We start from the raw sequence: 17707 nt of genomic DNA, 5'->3' as shown, positions 1-17707 counted from the left end.
CGGCGTGCGGCCACCGGCCACCCGCGAGATCAAAGGCAAAAGTCGCGATGAAGCGAACCAGCGTAGGTCTCCAGGACGGCACCCGAGGAACGCTTCAGGACATCGTGAGTCGCAGGCTTGAGGCCGAACGCAAGGTCATCAAGTCGAGCGAGCCGCTGCCGAACCCGTTCCGGGCCATGACGGATTTCTCGACGCTTCCCGGCATGCAGGAAATCAAGATCCAGCGCTCTGCCGCTGGTGTGATGGGTCTGGTCGACCCCTTCTTCCGCGTTCACGACGAGCGCGCCGGCGCCACCACGCTGATCGCCGGCAAGCGCTACGACAACTTTTCTTCGTATGACTATCTCGGCCTGAACGGTCATCCCGAGGTGCAAGCCGCAGCTGCCGGCGCGATCGAGACCTACGGCACTTCGTGCTCCGCCAGCCGCCTCGTCGCTGGCGAGCGGCCGATCCACCTTGAGCTCGAGCGCGAGATCGCGGAGCATTATGGCCAGGACGACGCGGTGGTCTTCGTCAGCGGCCACGCCACCAACGTTTCGGCCATCGGCGCGCTGCTCGGCCCGCGCGATCTCGTGATTCACGACAGCCTTGCCCATAACAGCATCGTGCTAGGTGCCACCCTGTCCGGCGCGACGCGGCGGTCGTTCCCGCACAATGATGTCGAAGCGCTCGATCGCATCCTGATCTCCTGCCGCGCGCAATACGACCGCGTGCTCGTGGTCGCAGAGGGGCTCTACAGTATGGACGGCGACTGCGCCGACCTTGCCGCTCTCGTCGAAGTCAAGACGCGCCATGGCGCGTGGCTGATGATCGACGAGGCCCATGGTCTCGGCGTGCTTGGCGCCAAGGGCCTCGGATCGTTCGAACTGTTTGGCATCAAGCCGAACGACGTCGACATCTGGATGGGAACGATGTCGAAGACTCTTTCGGGCTGCGGCGGCTACATCGCCGGCTGCACAACCCTGATCGAGTACTTGAAATGCATGTCCGGCGGCTTCGTCTACAGCGTGGGCCTGCCGCCGCCGATGGCCGCGGCATCGCTCGCCGCCCTGCGCCTCCTCCACCGCGAGCCCGAGCGCGTCGTCGATCTGCAGCGCAACAGCAGTCTTTTCTGGTCGCAGGCCCGTGCCCACAAGCTCGATGTGGGCTCCAGCGACGGTCACGCTATCGTGCCGATCGTCACACATAGCTCGCTGGTCGCCGTCGCCTTAAGCCAAAAGCTGTTCGAACGCGGCATCAACGTTCAGCCGATCATCCATCCGGCGGTTCCCGAGCGCAACGCACGTCTGCGCTTTTTTCTGTCCTCGGAACACTCGACCGATCAGATCGTCTCAACGGTTCGTACGGTCGCGCAGTGCCTAGACCAGATCGGCGCGGGCATCCCTGCTCTCGCCGTCCGGTAGCACACTGCATTACTGTTGATTCTGAAGGGACCTTCGGACCGGCCGCGGCATTGTGCCCATGCGTCTGGTTTTCCACGCCTTGGGATGCTTTAGGAGGCGGGCGCCCGGCGATTGACAACCGCCGTAAAAATGCCGGTAAAAACACGGTATGGACGAAAGGCAATGTGGGCTTTGAGCGGTCGCATTGTTGTATTGACATCGCATTCTAATCATCGGCCTGAGCCGAGAAAGAGCGTCAAGTTCCCTTGACCAAGCAGACAGACATCGCCGTCATCGGGCGCGCCTGCCGTCTTCCAGGCGCGCCCTCCGTCAACGATTTGTGGACCCTTCTCGCATCGGGAACCTGCGCAGTATCGCGCGTCCCCGACGATCGATGGTCGATGGACCGCATGGCGCATCCGCGCGGCGCGGAACGCGGGCGAAGCTACACCTGGGCGGCCGGAACGCTGGACGACATCTGGGGATTTGACCCCGCGGCCTTTGGCCTGTCGCCGCGCGAAGCGGAGCAGATGGACCCGCAGCAACGCCTGCTGCTCGAGCTCGCCTGGGAAGCGCTCGAAGACGGCGGCATCAAACCATCGTCCATCGCCGGCAGCGAGACCGGCGTCTTCATCGGCGCCTCGGCACTCGACTACGGCAATCTTCGAATCATCGATTCGTCGGCCGGCGACGCTTATCTGATGACGGGCAACACGCTTTCGATCATCTCGAACCGCATTTCCTACATCTTCGACCTGCACGGCCCGAGCTTTACCGTCGATACCGCATGCTCATCGGCGCTGGTTGCGCTGAATGAGGCGGTGGTCAGCCTGCGCAGCGGCCGCATCGACTCCGCCATCGTCGGCGGCGTCAACGTGCTCGCCAGCCCTTTCAACTTCATCGGCTTTTCTCAGGCGGCGATGCTGTCGCGGGTCGGCCTGTGCCAGGCCTTCTCCGCCAATGCGGATGGCTACGTCCGCGCCGAGGGCGGCGTAGTTTTGATGCTGCGCACGCGGGAAGCGGCAGAGCGCAACGGCGACCACATCTACGGATTCATCACGGGATCGGACGTCAATTCGGACGGCCGCACCAATGGCATCTCGCTGCCGTCCAAGGTGTATCAGGCGCGCCTGCTCGAGTCGCTCTATCTCAAGCAGGGGATCGATCCCGGCAGCCTCGCCTTCATCGAGGCGCACGGGACCGGCACCCGCGTCGGCGACCCCATCGAGGCCACCGCCATTGGGGAGACCCTGGCCAAAGGCCGCGACGAACCGCTGCTGATCGGCTCGATCAAGACCAATATCGGACACATGGAAGCGGCGTCGGGTCTTGGCGGCTTCCTCAAGGCGATGCTGGCGCTCGAACATGACGCGCTGCCCGCGTCGCTGCATAGCGCCGATCTCAACCCGGACATCGACTTCGAAGCCCTCAACCTCAAAGTAGCGCACGAGCTGACGCCGCTGGCCAAAGCCTCCGGCGAACGGCGCCGCATCGCCGGCATCAACTCCTTCGGATTCGGCGGCTCCAACGCCCATGTCATCATCACCGATGGCCCGCGCGCGCCGGCGGCACGCGCCGAGGCCGCGCCGTCCTATCTCGTGATCTCGGCCCATAGCCGCGCCGCCCTCGGGGCGCTCGTGGCCGATTATGCGTCGCGCCTGGAGCAAGCGAGCGACGCGGAGGCCAACACGATCGTCGCGGCAGCCGCGTTCCGCCGTGAACGGCTGCCGCACCGCGTTGTCGTGCCGATGGTCGAGCGCGAAGCCCTCGTCACGATCCTCGATGGTCTCGGCGATGAGGAGCAGGATATCGTCGGCGCCGTCCGCGGCACCGCCATCGACCGCGAGGCGCCCACCGTCTTCGTGTTCTCCGGCAACGGCAGTCAGTTCGTCGGCATGGGCGTCGCCGCCTATGCCCACAACGCCGCCTTCCGCAAGCACCTCGATCTCGTCTCGGAAGAGTTTGCCGCCCTCGCAGGGTGGTCGATCACCGAGACGCTGCACGATCACGACCTGACCGCCAAACTCGAACTGACGCAGATCTCGCAACCGCTCCTCTACGCGGTCCAGGCTGCGGCCTATCAGGCGCTTGTCGCCGGTGGGCTCAAGCCCTCCTTCGTCATCGGCCATAGCGTCGGCGAAGTCGCCGCGGCCGAAGCCGCCGGCATTCTCGACCGTGCCGGCGCACTCAAGACGATCTTCGCGCGCAGCCTGCATCAGGAGCTGACATTCGGCCGTGGCGGCATGGCCGTGGTGATCGGCTCGCAGGAGGCGACGGAACATATTCTTGCAGTGCTGCCGAGCCTCGAGATCGCCGCCTTCAACAGCCCGCGAGCCTTCACCGTGTCCGGCAGCCAGGAGGACATCGACCAGCTGTCGGCCGTCGCCCGGACTTTTAAGGCGCGCATCCGCAAGCTCGACCTCGCCTATCCCTTCCACAGCGCCTTCATGGCGCCGGTGGAACGGCCGCTGCTGCGCAGCCTCGCCGACCTCAAGCCGGTCCAGGCGCAGCTGCCCTTCATCTCGACCGTCACCGGCGATCTGCTCAGCGGTCCCGAGCTCGACGCCCACTACTGGTGGCGGAACGTGCGCGAGCCGGTGCGCTTTTCCGCGGCCATCGAAACAGCGACCAAGCTCGGTGCCCGGATCTTCATCGAAGTCGGGCCGACGGCATCGCTGCTCTCGCATATCAATGATTGCGTCGACGAGCGTACGGCGACCATCGCGACGCTTTGCGTCCTCGATAAAAAGGATCGTGGCGACGACCCCGTCGCGACCGCCATCGCCATCGCCTTGGCGCGCGGCGCCGCGATCGACGAAACGAAAGCCTTCGGCAGCAAGTTGGCAGCCGGTTCGATCGTGCCTTTACCGCTCTATCCCTGGCAGCGGAAGTCGTTCCGCCTGCCGGATTCGGCGGAATCGCCCGGCCTGACCCGCTCGGGCGCATGGCATCCATTGATTGGGTCCCGCTTCAACGCCGATCGTACCGAGTGGCACTCGACGCTCGACACGGCGCTGCATCCGTCGCTCGCCGACCATTGCGTCGATGGCCGAGCGATCCTACCGGGCGCCGCCTTCGCCGAGATGGCCCTTGCCGTCGCGCGCGACTGGCTGGGTACCGATCAGGCGACGATCGCCGATCTCGAAATCACCAGTCCGATGATCCTCACGGCGGATGCGTCTCGCGAAGTCGTCTGCCGTCTCTCCCCGCATATCAATCATCTCGAAATTCTCAGCCGCCCGCGTCTCGGGCAGACGCCGTGGCAGACCCACGCCACGGCGAAGATCATCAAGGATGCCGCTGCGGCCATCCTCCCGGAGTCCGACGACCATGCGCCGGTCTCGGGTGCGCATGTCATCACAGGCCCCGAAATCTACGCGATGGCCGCCCGCGCCGGCCTGCAATACGGCCCCTCGTTCCAGAAGCTGGCGACCGCCGTCGCCAGCCGGCCCGACCGCATCAACCTCTCCCTGACCAAGGAAGACGCCGATCCGGCCTATGGCGTCGATCCCGCGCGCATGGACGCCTGCTTCCACGCCCTGGTGCTGATCTTCTCCAGCCTGCGCGACGCCGTCCACGGCACCGCCTATATTCCGGTCCGCTTCGGCGAGATCATGCTGCGGCGCCCCGGCGCGACCTTCACCAAGGCCCGTATCGACGTGCTTCGCCGCGACGAGCGCATCATCATCGCCAATTTCTTTCTTACCGACGAAGACGGTGACATCATCGTTTTCATGCGGGAAGCACGGTTCCAGGCGATCCGCACCCAGCGCGGTGCCGATGCCGGAAAGCAGATGATCCTGCAGACTTCCGTGCTTGCGCGGGAGCCCACAGCCGCCCGCAACGACCGGCCGCTTTCCATCGCGACGCTGCGGCGGGGAACCGTCCACGCCGAGCGGGATGCGATGACGCCCGACTTCGTCCTGCTTGAGGGCTGGGCGACCGCCGTGGCGCTGAATACGGCGCGCGAACTGGCCACCGCCGGCTTCATCGATGTCGACGCGTTGGTGGAAACCGGACGACTCCCGGCCAAGGCCCGGCCGTGGCTCGAAGATCTTCTCGTCTCGCTCGATCGGTCCGGCCTGTCGCACAGCGACAAGCTCGGGCGTCACATCGATCCCGACGTCGAGCTTCCCGATCCGGACGAAATTTTGCGCACCATCGCCGCCGAACATCAGAACCTCGGCGCGGAGATGCTCGTCGCGGCAAGCGTTGATGCCGCGATCGCCGCGCTTACGGCCGGCGATTTCGACACGTTCATCCGCCCGCTGTCGACGAAATCGATCGACGGATGGGAACTGGGCGGCAGCCAGTCCCATGCCGCCGCGGCGTCGATCATCGACCTGCTGAAGCGGTCACGTGCCTCGTGGCCAAAGGATCGCGCCATGCGCATCCTCCAGATCGGCTTCGGACCGCTCACTGGTCCGGCCGTCGCCCTTGCCGACGAGACCGAAGCGCGCCTGACGATCTTCGATCCCGATCGCCGCCGCCTGGAACGCGCCCGGATGGCGTTCGACACGCGTGGCGATATCGCCTTCGTTGACAAAGCGACCGATCTTCCGGCCGCCGATTTCGACATCGTCATCGCCGCGCACGTGCTGTACCGCCACAAGCGGGAGCCGACCCTGTGGTCCAGCCTACGCCGATCGATGGCGCAAGGCGCGATCTTTGCAGCTGTCGAGCCGGCCCCATCGTTCTTCCGCGACCTCGTGTTGGGCCTCGATGCCCGCCTCAGCGACGACGCCGAGGCGACGGGCTTCGACGGTCTGTCGGTGTCCGAAGCTGACTGGCTGGAGACGATGCAGGCGGTCAGCCTCGGCGATCCCGAAGTGCTCGCCATTGCGACGGATGCCGGCGGTGCCTTGCTGCTGACGGCGCAGGTCGATTCCGAGCGTCGCCACTGGAGCGGCACCGGCGACGCATTGATCATCGGCGACGGCGATGCCCGTGGGACCGAAACGACATCGGCCTTCGCCACGCTTCTGGCGTCGTCGGGGCTCCATGTTTCGATCATGCTCGACAGCGAGCTGTCCGACGAGATTCTCGCGGACGCGCCGGAGACGATCGTGTTCTTCGCCGGCGCGACGGACGGCCACGTGACGCCGGTCAAGAGCTTGCTTGACCAGTGCATGCGCCTGAAACGCCTCGTCGATGGCATCGGCGCCCGCAAGACGACGCTCTGGCTGGTGACCTCTGGCGCGCTCGGCTCGACGGAAAGCCATCGCGCGAGCGACGTTGCCGCCGGCTTCTGGGCTTTCACCCGGACTCTGGCGAACGAGATGCCGACGCTCGATGTCCGGCGCGTCGATCTGGCTGCCGGTCTGCGCCCGGACCTCATCGCCGAACGCTTGCGAGACCTCGTCCTGTCGAAGACCGACGAAACCGAGATCTTGCTTGGAGCTTCCGAAACGCGCGTCGTGCGGTTCGAAATGGTGGCGGCGCAGGAGCGCGGCCAGACGAAACGCGCTGAAGCTGCGCGTCTCGCCCGTGGCGAAGGCTCGGGCATCGACCGGATCCACTGGGAAGCCATCGCCCGTCAGGCGCCTGGCGCCAATGACGTCGAGATTGCTGTCGAGGCGATCGGCCTCAACTTCCGAGACGTGATGTTCGGCCTCGGCCTGTTGCCCGAAGACATCCTTGAGCACGGTTTCGCCGGGCCGACGCTCGGGCTGGAATGCGCCGGACGCATCGAACGCGTCGGCGCCGCGGTCAAAGGCTTCAAACAGGGCGATCGCGTGATCGCCTTCGCCAAGAACGCTTTCGCCACGCACGTCACGACACCCGCCGCCGTCGTGGCGATCATCCCCAACGACATCCCGTCGGACATGGCGGCCACGATCCCGGTTGCCTTCCTCACCGCCTACCACGGGCTCATTCTGTGCGCTCGGCTGAAGCCCGGCGAGTGGATCCTGATCCATGGCGGCGCTGGTGGCGTCGGTCTGGCGGCGATCCAGATCGCACGCTGGCGCGGCGCCAGGGTCATCGCGACGGCCGGTTCGCCAGAGAAGCGCGCGCTGCTCAAGGCGCTCGGCGCCGAGCAGGTCTTCGACAGTCGCTCCGGCGCGTTCGTCGAGGACGTGCGCCGGGTCACCGGCGAGGGCGTCGCGGTCGTGCTGAACAGCCTGTCCGGCGAGGCAATGGAGCGCAGTCTCGGTGTCCTCCGCCCCTTCGGACGCTTCGTCGAGCTCGGCAAACGCGACTATGTCGCCAACACACATATCGGCCTGCGGCCGTTCCGCCGGAACCTCTCGTACTTCGGCGTCGACCTCGATCAGCTGCTGATCGACGAGCCGGTCACCAGCAAGCTTTTGATGCGCTCGGTGCTCAATCTGTTCGCCAAGGGCTCGCTGACGCCGCTGCCCTACCGCGCATTCGAGGCGGGCGAGACGGTCGAGGCCTTCCGGCTGATGCAGCAGTCCGGCCATATCGGCAAACTCGTCGTCAAGCCGCCGCGGCCCGAAGACATCTTGGCCCGGCAGCGGCGCAGCTTTCACGTCTCGTCCGACAAGGTGCATCTCATCACCGGCGGCTTCGGCGGCTTCGGTCTCGAAACCGCACGCTGGCTTGCGGAAAAGGGCGCCAAGCATCTGCTGCTTATCGGCCGCAGCGGCGCGGCGAGCCAGGCGGCGCGCGAGGCGCTCGCCACGCTTGCGGCCAAGGGCGTGCGCGTGCGCACCGAGGCCTGCGACATCGGCGACAAGGCCGCAATTCAACGGCTCTTCGCCCGCTTCGGCAAGGATCTGCCGGCCCTGGGCGGCATCGTCCATGCCGCCATGGTGCTCGATGATGCGACGATTCCCAATCTCACGGCGGAGCGATTCGAGCAGGTGCTCCGGCCGAAGGTCGCGGGTGCCGACAACCTCGATCAGCTGACGCAGTCGCTGAATCTCGATTACTTCGTGATGTTCTCTTCGGCGACGACGCTGATCGGCAACCCCGGTCAGGCCGCCTATGTCGCGGCCAATGGCTACCTTGAGGGCCTTGCCCGCCGTCGTCGCGCCGCCGGCCTTCCGGGGTTGGCGATCTGCTGGGGCGCGATCGAGGATGTCGGCGTGCTGGCCCGCTCCGAGGCGACCCGCGAAGCGCTCGCCAATCGCGTCGGCATCAAGGGCATGCTCGCCCAGGATGCTCTGCGGCTGATGGGCGAAGCCCTGAGCGCCCCTCCCGGCCCGGACGATGCTGTCGTGGCCATCGCGCCGATGAACTGGTCCGCGGCGCGGCAACACCTTGCCGTGCTGCGCGGCCCGACCTACGCGAAACTGACGAGCCAGGGCGACTCCAAGACCAGCGAAAAGAGCAAGATGGACATTTCGGTCCTTGTGGCGAAGAATTCGCCGGAGGAAGCCCGTAAGATCGTGAGCGGCCTGATCGTCGAGGAGATCGCACGCGTGCTGCGCCTGCCGCGCGAGGACGTGGCCAAGACGACGCCGCTCGGCGAAATCGGCCTGGATTCACTGATGGCCGTCGAGCTCGCACTCGGGTTGGAAGAGCGTTTCGAACTCAAGGCACCTCTGTCGGCGACGGCGAGCAGCCTGACGGTGAATGAGCTGGCCGACCACGTCATCGGCCTCGCCACCGGCGCGCTCAGTGGCGACGATGCGATGGCCCGAAGCATGGTCGAGCGCCACCTTGGCCCGTCGGCCGATCCCCAGACCGTCGGGGCAGCCACCGAGTTGATGAAGAAAAACCAGGAAGCAAGTGCGGTGAAAAGCTGAAGCGCATGAAGCCTTCGCTAGCCCACCGCCGCTTTGAGCGCCGCCGGTACCAGTACTTGGTCAAGCTTCGCCTTGAGCTGGGCGCCAGTAAACGGCTTTGGCAGTAGCTGGACGCCGCGGTCGAGGCGGCCCTGGTGCATCAGGACGTCGCGGGTATAGCCGCTCGTGAAAAGCACTTTCAGGTCCGGCTGAAGTCGCTTTGCCTGCAAGGCTAGCTCGTGCCCGTTGAGTCCGGGAAGAGCGATGTCGGTGAAAAGCAGATCGAACTGTGCGCCATGCATCGCGGCGAGCGCCTGGGTCGCATCGGCCGCGGCAGCCACTTCGAACCCGAGCTCGCGCATCAGCTCCAGGGAATAGGTGAGCACGACGCCGTCGTCCTCGACGACGAGGACGCGCAGGCCCCGCCGCACGCGATCGAACTCCTCGACCACGTCGCGTATGACAATGGCTTCGCTCTGCCCCTCGGCGCAGGGTAAATAGATCTCGACCTTCGTGCCGACCCCGATCGTGCTGTCGATCTCGATGTGGCCGCCCGTCTGTTTGACGAAGCCATAGACCTGGCTGAGACCGAGACCCGTGCCCTGCCCGATCGGCTTCGTCGTGAAGAAAGGCTCGAACACCTGTTCGAGAACGGCAGCCGGAATGCCGCAGCCGGTATCGGTGATCGCGATGAGCACGAAATTGCCGCTCGCCAGCCCAGGCGTCCGCTTGCAGAAGGCCTGATCCAGCACGACATTGCGGGCCGCGATCGTCAGCGTGCCGCGCCCCTCCATCGCGTCACGCGCATTGATCGCGATATTGAGAATGGCGTTGTCGAGCTGGTTCGCGTCGACGTCGGCGTGGCGCAGATCGGGATCGAGCCGCGTCTCCATCCTGACGTTCTCGCCGATCGTGCGCTCCAAAAGGTCGGACATCGAGCGGACCAGGCGCGCGACGTCGGTCGCCGTCGGATTGAGCGGCTGGCGGCGCGAGAAGGCCAGCAGGCGCTGCGTCAACGTCGCACCGCGTTGCGCCGCCTCGAGCGCGTTCTGCGTCCAGCGCAAAAACCGCTCGTCCTGATCGCGGCCGTGGCGTTGCAACAATTCCAGATTGCCGAGGACGGCGGTAAGAAGATTGTTGAAATCATGCGCGACCCCACCGGTGAGCTGGCCGATCGCATCGAGCTTTTGCGCCTGCCGCAGCTGGTCTTCCGCGTGGTCGCGGGCGGCTACGGCTTCAACCCGCTCGGCCTGCGCCACGTCGAGGGCTGCATAGGCACGCAGCTGGCGCGCCAGCAGCCAAAGCACCAGAACGACCGCGCTGATACAGAACAGACAGCCGATGAGGATGATCGTGGCCGTCTGGCGCCAGTCCTGAAGAACCTGGTCAAATGTGGCGGTAACGTTGATGACCAGCGGAAATTGCTTCGCGGCAATCGTCGAGACGATGCGAGCGGTGCCGTCGATCGACGTCATCGACGCATAAGTGACCGGCTCGGACCGAAGGATGCCGGAAAACGAGCGGATCGCGAATTTTCGCCCGACGCCGTTCTGCAGCGGTGGATATCGCGCCATCAGCACGCCGTCGCGGGTCCACAGGCTGACCGCGCCGCCGCGCCCGACGTCGAGCGCCTTGTAGAGATCTTCGAAATAGGCGAGATCGACCGCAGCGGAGACGACACCCAGAAATTCGCCGGACGGGCCGTTGATCCGCCGGGCGAAGTAAGAGGTCCAGCTGCCGTCAACGAAGTTTTGGATCGGATCGCTGACGACAAAAGCATCACGCGAGGCGGTCTTGAGTTGCTGGAAAAAGAAGCGCGCTTCGATCCTGAAGCTCGGCGCCGGAAACGACCGGGACGAGACGATCACCGACCCGTTTTGACCGATCACGTTGATCGCCGCGATTTGCGGGACGCCGGCGATGCGCGACCGCAACAGCGTGTAGGTGTCCAGGTTCGCCTGCGTCGCCTGAAGCTCCGCGGCGGTCGTGACGCCGTCCTTGGCGATCTTCTCCTGAAAACTGCGGACGATCAGGTCGGCGCTCTGAATCGCGCGCTCGGTTTCCTCGCCGAGCAGAAGATCGAGTGTCTTCAAGTTGCGCTCGGCCTGACCGATCTCGTGGGAACGCAGCCGCGCCGCGGCAATCATCCCGATCGCGCAGATCAGGGCAATGCCAATCAGACCGCTGACCACGATCCAACGAATCGGCCGCGATGATCGACCCGATTCACGCGCTAGCGACGTTGAACCCTGCGGCACGGCCTCGGCCCCCGGTGCGGGCACGCCCGCTGCCTGACCTGCTTTGCTTAATGCCAGACGCCCGATTTGCAAATGGCTCAGCCCGCGCCGCCGTCGACTTCCCGGCCCGAGGCGTTGGCGCGGCTGGTGAGCGCGCCCGAGCCCGGCGTGGCGTCTTCATTGGTGAGATGGCTTGCGGCATGGGCGCCTGCTGCCGGGGGCGGCAACTGGTGCGACGAACCTGCGCCTTCGGGCTTCTGCGCCGCGGTGGTCACAGGCTTACGGTCCGGCGATTTGTTGAGCGAGGTCATGGCGTTCATCCTTCCCGACGTCGTCGTTCCCTCAAAAGCTGTCACTCGGTTCAACCCGACGGCAAGCGGGCGCTTGCCTCAACGCTCAGAGAAACTTCAACGCATTTATTAAGGACAACATGATCCGGCTTGGCCGATCATGCAACTCTGCGGTGATTTCGCGGCAGAACGGCGGCCTCTTACCACCGCATCAGAGCGCTGCCCCAGGCCATGCCAGCCCCGATCGCCATCATCGCGACGAGGTCGCCCGGCTTCAAGCGCCCGGCCCGATTGGCTTCGTCCAGCGAGATCGGCAGGGAGGCGCTCGACGTGTTGCCGTAGCGATCGAGGTTGAGCCAGCATTTCTCCATCGGGATGCCGACGCGGTCGAGCACGGACTCGACGATGCGCAAGTTGGCCTGATGCGACACGATATGGTCGATGTCGCCGGCCACCACGCCGTTGGCGGCGAACGCTTCGTTCAGGGCTTCCGGCAGGACGCGAACGGCGAATTTGTAAACCTCGCGGCCGTTCATCGCGATTTTGTGAAGAGAATGTTCCAGCACCTCGGCGGATTGCGGATGCCGACTCCCACCGCCAGGAATGCAGAGGCTCGGCACCATTGTTCCATCGGTGTGGAGATGTGCGGAGAGCAGGCCGCGATCCGGATCCGGGCTTGGCCCTAGAACCAGCGCGCCGGCAGCGTCGCCGAAGAGGATGCAGGTGTTGCGGTCCGTCCAGTCGACGAGGCGGCTCAGCAGTTCCGCGCCGATGACGAGAATACGCTTCGCGCTGCCGGTCCGGATGAACTGATCTGCGATGGTCATGCCGTAGAGCGAGCCGGCGCAGGCCGCGGAGAGATCGAAGGCGAAAGCCTTGTGAGCCCCGAGCTTGGCTTGGACGATCGCGGCGCAAGCCGGCATCGGCATGTCGGGCGAAATGGTCGCGACGATGATCGCATCGAGGTCGGCTGCATCGGTTTCCGCCATGGCGAGCGCCTTCAGCGCCGCCGCGACAGCCATGTCGGACGTGACCTCGCCTTCGGCGGCGATCCGACGTTCGCGGATGCCGGTTCGCTCGCGGATCCAGGTATCCGACGTCGCGACCATGGCTTCGAGATCATGGTTGGTGAGAATTCGCTCCGGCGCATAAGAGCCGGTGCCGAGAATATGCATGCGACCCAAACGGCGCGCCTTCCGATCCATCGGCTCGGGCGGTCTACACCCGATGCCATCCGCTCGGGTTAAGCTATATCGATTGGCGCGGCTAGAGCCGACAACGGCCACACCCGCGGGTATGGCCGTTACTTATCTTTGGATAATCAGAGGCTTGCTCAGCAATTCGAGCAACAGGGCCTGACGCTTCGCAGAGAACACGTTTTGTGACGGTTCCGCCACAAACTGGCCGGCGGCCCGATCAGGCGCGCCGACGGCCCGGCTTCAGAAGTTCGTCAGCGGTCAAGGCGTAGGATGTTTGCAGCATCTCGATCGTGCTTCGAGCAGCACGAAGGACATTGTTATCGACCCGGGGCCGCACTGCGGCGAGCGTCCAGTTCGTGCCGCCCTCTAACGAGGCCCGCGGTTGAATCAAGATTTCGTTGACGTTTTCGAAGCCCGCGCATTGCTTCAAGGACTGCAGACAGATCGTTTGTAGCTCAGAACTCGAACAGACCTCTCGGGTCATCGACATCTCCTGTTGGACCAACCGCCTCACGGCCGATCGGACCCCAAGTCGTTAAGGCGCTTAGCTGCGGCTGGTTGCCCAGCCCACGAGGTAGCCGATTGCCCCCGCGAGCAGAAGCGCTTCGAGCGGCTGCTTGGCGATCTGACGAACCAGTTGATCGGCGCTGCCATCGTAGGCCCGCTTTCCAGCCGCGACCGCGTCTGCTGCCGACTGAGGCATGCTGTCGGCAGCATTCCGGACGGTTTCTTTAGCGCGCCCGTAGAGATCGCTTGCGGCATCGCTTGCTTGTGCGGCATAGCCCTTCGCGTCGTCGGTCACATCGTCAGTCGACGCCTGAACAGACTTCTTCACGTCATCAGCTGTCTTGCCTGCACTGGCGCCAATATTTTTCGCGGTGGCTTTGATGTCTTCGGTGTTCATTGAGTCCTCTTATCGTGCGCTGGCAAGCAAGCTCATGGTCGCGTGACGCGATCCAGGTTTATTAAACGCTCGGTAGAATGATCTGTTCCCTCGATGAAGCGTTTCGGGCTTGCGTCTGTTTTCTACGTCCAATGTTAAACTTGGAGTTGCACAGCACAATGTTGATGTTTTACGGCTCTGACGCCCATGGCGTAATTCCCTGCGATCAGTCCGGCACGCATCTGCCCCCGCAGGCCAATTGGATCGACGCTTTCAATCCGACGACCGAGGAAGTCGCGTTCCTGGAACGTGCGCTCGGCACCCGGGTGCCGACGCTCGCCGACCTCGAAGAAATCGAGTCCTCGTCGCGGCTCGCGACCGACGGCGACAATATCATCATGAGCCTGCCGGCTACGACGAAGGACGCCACGGGTTTTCCGCATACCGCGCCGATCGGCTTCGTGATGTCCAAGGAGCGCGTGCTGACCGTCCGCTTCGAGCGTTTGCCGTCCTTCGAGGGCTTGACGAAAAAGCTTACGGAAAAGGGTGCGATTTCACACGGCGGGCTCGGCGCCACCGTCACCATCCTCGAGATCATCATCGATCATATCGCCGATGTGCTTGAACGGATCGGCGGCGATCTCGACGGCATTTCGCGGCGTGTCTTCGCTACCGACATGATCTCCGCCAAGGCTCGGCGTCCGCGCCAGACCAACGATACATTGAAGGTGTTTCTTCAAACCGTCGGCCGCAGCGGCGATCTGGCCTCGAAGATGAGCGAGACCCTGCTCGGATTCAACCGTATGATTCCCTACATTGCGACCCACGCAAGCGCCTACATGACGGCGGATTGCAAGACGCGCCTCGACGTCATGGGGCAGGACGCCAAGTCGCTCAACGACTATGAGGAGCACCTCACCAACAAGACGCAATTCCTCCTCGATACGCTGCTCGGCATCGCCAATATCGAACAGAACAACGTGTTCCGCGTCCTCACCGTGGTCTCGGTCGTCGGCATTCCTCCGACCTTCTTCGCGTCGATGTGGGGCATGAACTTCAAGACCATGCCGGAGCTGGATTGGCCGCATGGCTATACGATGGGTCTGAGCGTCATCTTCATCAGCGCGCTTTTGCCGGCAGTCTGGTTCAAGGTGAAGGGGTGGTGGTGAGCGCGCCTGATACGCCTCCGGCGCACCCATATGCTGCATAGTCAAGTATAGTACTTGATTATGCCTCTTTAAAATTCAAACGGCGAATGGCGTTTCGCGCGCGTTCCTCCATAATTGCGACGTCGCGGGGGACGAGATTCGATGCTCATAGATCAGGCGGACATCTTGATGCTGAAGGCTTTCCTCGGCGTGCCGCCGAGGGAGCACCAGGACATCACCAGCCACCGCATCAAGGACTTGGCGCGGACCGGGCTGCAAGATCCAAAGGGACTTGCCGAGCCAGATATCCGCGAACTCTGCCGGACGGTGATCACCCATATCGTCGCGATCGAACGGGACGTCGGCGCCTCACTGCAAAGCCGTCAGCCAGCGCTCCGCCTGTGACTTGACGTTGGCCGGCGCGGTGCCGCCGTAACTGACGCGGCTCGCCACCGAGTTCTGCACGCCGAGGACCGCAAACACGGCGTCGGTGATCTTGGGTTCGATGCCCCGGAGATCGTCGAGGCTGAGGTCTTCGAGTCCGACCTTCTTCTCCGCCGCCAAGGCCACCACCCGACCCGTGACATGATGGGCATCGCGGAACGGCATGTTGAGCGCCCGCACCAGCCAATCCGCGAGATCCGTCGCGGTCGAGAAACCAGCGCCGGCGGCGGCTTCCATGCGCGCGGTGTCGGGCGCGAGGTCGGCGACCATTCCGGTCATCGCGGCGAGGCAGAGGGACAGGGTCTGCAGCGAGTCGAAGGTGCCTTCCTTGTCCTCCTGCATGTCCTTGGAATAGGCGAGCGGCAGGCCCTTCATCACGATCAAAAGGCCGGTCAGCGCGCCGATCACCCGTCCCGACTTGCCGCGCACAAGCTCCGCGGCATCGGGATTGCGCTTCTGCGGCATGATCGAGGAGCCGGTCGAAAACTTGTCGGACAGCGCGGCGAAGGCGAACTGCGAGGTCGCCCACAGCACGATCTCTTCGGCGAAGCGCGAGAGATGGGTGGCGCAGATCGCGGCAGCGGCCAGCGCTTCCAGGGCGAAATCGCGGTCCGATACGCTGTCGAGCGAGTTGGCGGTCGGCCGGTCGAAGCCCAGCGCCTTGGCGGTCTGATCGCGGTCGATCGGGAACGAGGTGCCGGCCAGCGCCGCCGCGCCGAGCGGGCACTCGTTGAGCCGCTTGCGCGCATCCTGGAAACGGCCGCGGTCGCGGCCCAGCATCTCGACATAGGCCAGCAGATGATGGCCGAAAGTGATCGGCTGGGCGCTCTGCATGTGGGTGAAGCCCGGCATCACGCTGCCGGCGTGCTCCAAAGCCTTGGACGCGAGCACCTTTTGCAGGTCACGAAGCTGGCCGTCGATCTGATCCGCGGTGTCGCGCACCCAGAGCCGGAAATCGAGCGCCACCTGGTCGTTGCGCGAGCGCGCCGTGTGTAGACGGCCGGCCGCGGGGCCGACGAGCGCCGCCAGCCGCGACTCGACGTTCATGTGGATGTCTTCGAGCGCGCGTGAGAAGGTGAAGCTGCCGCTCTCGATTTCGCCACGGATGGTCTTTAGCCCCTCCGCGATGGCCGCGGCGTCGGCGGCGTCGACGATGCCGGTCTTGGCCAGCATGGCGACATGGGCTAACGATCCCGCAATGTCCTGCGATGCCAGCTTCTGATCGAAGCCGATGGAGGCGTTGATCTCTTCCATGATGGCGTCGGGACCGCTGGCGAACCGGCCGCCCCACATTTTGTTGCTCATGTTCTCGCGCTCATGAAAAGAAGCTTGAATGACTGATCCCGTGCCGACCACTCGCCCCAAAAAGCTTGGACCCGTCGCCGTCACGGTCGGCGGCGTGGTGATCGCCGCCCTCGTCTTCGGTCTATACGAGATGGAGCATCCCGGCCGCAAGAAAGTCGCCTTCACCGGCTCCTGCGCGCTGTCGCGCCTGGCGGCTGACAAGGCGGATCCGCTGGTGCACGGCGAAGTGGCCGCGCTGGCGCTGACGCAGGACGAAAACCAGCTCTCCGACATCGCCTTCGACGGGCCCGACGGGTTGAAGACCACCGTCGGCGCTTTCAAGGGCAAGACGATCCTGCTCAACCTCTGGGCGACCTGGTGCGTGCCGTGCCGGCAGGAAATGCCGGCCCTTGCCAGGCTGCAAACGTCCCTCGGCTCCAAGGATTTTTCCGTCGTGGCGATCAACATCGACACGGTGCGGCTCGACAAGCCGAAGAGCTTTTTGAGGGAGATCGGCGCGACCACCCTACCCTTCTACGCCGACAATACCGCCGACATTCTGCAGCAGTTGAAGCGCAACCAGAAGATCCTGGGCCTGCCCACCACCATCCTCATCGGCAAGGACGGCTGCGAGATCGGCACGATGGCCGGCGCGGCAGAGTGGGACTCGCCCGACGCGCAGGCCCTGATCAAGGGGCTGGACAGCTAGGCGCGGCTGCGACGAGTCCGGAGATGACCGCCAAGACCATCATGCTGCAAGGCACCGGCTCCGACGTCGGCAAGTCGCTCGTCGTTGGCGGCCTATGTCGCGCCTTCGTCAATCGCGGGCTCAGCGTGCGGCCGTTCAAGCCGCAGAACATGTCGAACAACGCGGCGGTGACGGCGGATGGCGGCGAGATCGGCCGCGCGCAGGCGGTCCAAGCGCGCGCCTGCAAGGTCGCGACCTCCGTCCATATGAACCCGGTGCTGCTGAAGCCGCAGAGCGGGACGGGATCGCAGATCGTGGTTCAGGGCCGCATCGCCGGCCAGGCCGAGGCCAAGGCCTACCAGGGCTGGAAGCCGCGGCTGATGCCGGCTGTGCTCGACAGTTTTGCACGCCTCAAGGCCGAGGCGGATCTGGTGATCGTCGAGGGGGCCGGCAGCGCC

The 17707-nt window shown here is 64.7% G+C and carries 11 protein-coding genes; 6 read left to right on the top strand and 5 right to left on the bottom strand.

The genetic code is table 11. The features are described 5' to 3' along the window. Positions 1-47: 47 nt before the first annotated feature. A complete protein-coding gene (locus tag GSQ79_RS13760; RefSeq protein ID WP_158809272.1) occupies positions 48-1403 on the top strand; it encodes an aminotransferase class I/II-fold pyridoxal phosphate-dependent enzyme in 1356 nt (451 codons plus the stop codon). A 245-nt stretch (positions 1404-1648) separates the two neighbouring features. Beyond that, positions 1649-9097: a type I polyketide synthase gene (locus tag GSQ79_RS13755; protein ID WP_158809271.1), complete on the top strand. Its 7449-nt coding sequence runs from the start codon at positions 1649-1651 to the stop codon at positions 9095-9097. Positions 9098-9114: 17 nt separating this feature from the next. Here GSQ79_RS13755 and GSQ79_RS13750 read toward each other — a convergent pair whose 3' ends face one another. The 4 genes from GSQ79_RS13750 to GSQ79_RS13735 form a co-directional block, all read right to left on the bottom strand. Then, positions 9115-11268 (bottom strand): ATP-binding protein, encoded by a 2154-nt coding sequence (locus tag GSQ79_RS13750; protein WP_158809270.1) that lies wholly within the window; start codon positions 11266-11268, stop codon positions 9115-9117. Positions 11269-11411: 143 nt separating this feature from the next. Further along, positions 11412-11624 (bottom strand): hypothetical protein, encoded by a 213-nt coding sequence (locus GSQ79_RS13745; RefSeq protein WP_158809269.1) that lies wholly within the window; start codon positions 11622-11624, stop codon positions 11412-11414. A 179-nt stretch (positions 11625-11803) separates the two neighbouring features. Next, a complete protein-coding gene (locus GSQ79_RS13740) occupies positions 11804-12778 on the bottom strand; it encodes a beta-ketoacyl-ACP synthase III (RefSeq protein ID WP_158809333.1) in 975 nt (324 codons plus the stop codon). Positions 12779-13346: 568 nt separating this feature from the next. Further along, positions 13347-13706, bottom strand: a complete 360-nt coding sequence (locus GSQ79_RS13735; RefSeq protein ID WP_158809268.1) for a hypothetical protein — start codon at positions 13704-13706, stop codon at positions 13347-13349. A 158-nt stretch (positions 13707-13864) separates the two neighbouring features. On the opposite strand from GSQ79_RS13735, the gene GSQ79_RS13730 reads away from it, so the two are divergent. Both GSQ79_RS13730 and GSQ79_RS13725 read left to right on the top strand, forming a co-directional pair. Then, positions 13865-14854: a magnesium transporter CorA family protein gene (locus GSQ79_RS13730; protein WP_158809267.1), complete on the top strand. Its 990-nt coding sequence runs from the start codon at positions 13865-13867 to the stop codon at positions 14852-14854. A 141-nt stretch (positions 14855-14995) separates the two neighbouring features. Next, positions 14996-15238, top strand: coding sequence for a hypothetical protein (locus GSQ79_RS13725; protein WP_158809266.1), 243 nt, complete (start codon positions 14996-14998; stop codon positions 15236-15238). On the opposite strand, the gene argH is transcribed toward GSQ79_RS13725, so the two are convergent. After that, positions 15203-16582, bottom strand: a complete 1380-nt coding sequence (gene argH / locus GSQ79_RS13720; protein ID WP_158809265.1) for an argininosuccinate lyase — start codon at positions 16580-16582, stop codon at positions 15203-15205. The genes GSQ79_RS13725 and argH overlap by 36 nt on opposite strands. A gap of 28 nt (positions 16583-16610) precedes the next feature. Here argH and GSQ79_RS13715 point away from each other — a divergent pair, with 28 nt between their 5' ends. Together GSQ79_RS13715 and GSQ79_RS29550 are read left to right on the top strand one after the other, a co-directional pair. Further along, complete coding sequence (locus GSQ79_RS13715; protein ID WP_158809264.1) at positions 16611-17270, top strand: TlpA disulfide reductase family protein; 660 nt, start codon at positions 16611-16613, stop codon at positions 17268-17270. 23 nt (positions 17271-17293) lie between these two features. Continuing rightward, positions 17294-17707, top strand: a 414-nt coding sequence (locus tag GSQ79_RS29550; protein ID WP_246725324.1) for an AAA family ATPase, incomplete at its 3' end; no start/stop codon positions are given.

Source organism: Beijerinckia sp. L45 (assembly GCF_009765775.1).
Lineage (GTDB): Bacteria > Pseudomonadota > Alphaproteobacteria > Rhizobiales > Beijerinckiaceae > RH-AL1.
The sequence above is the reverse complement of the archived record's forward strand: the minus strand, read 5'-3'. Positions and strand labels throughout refer to the sequence as shown.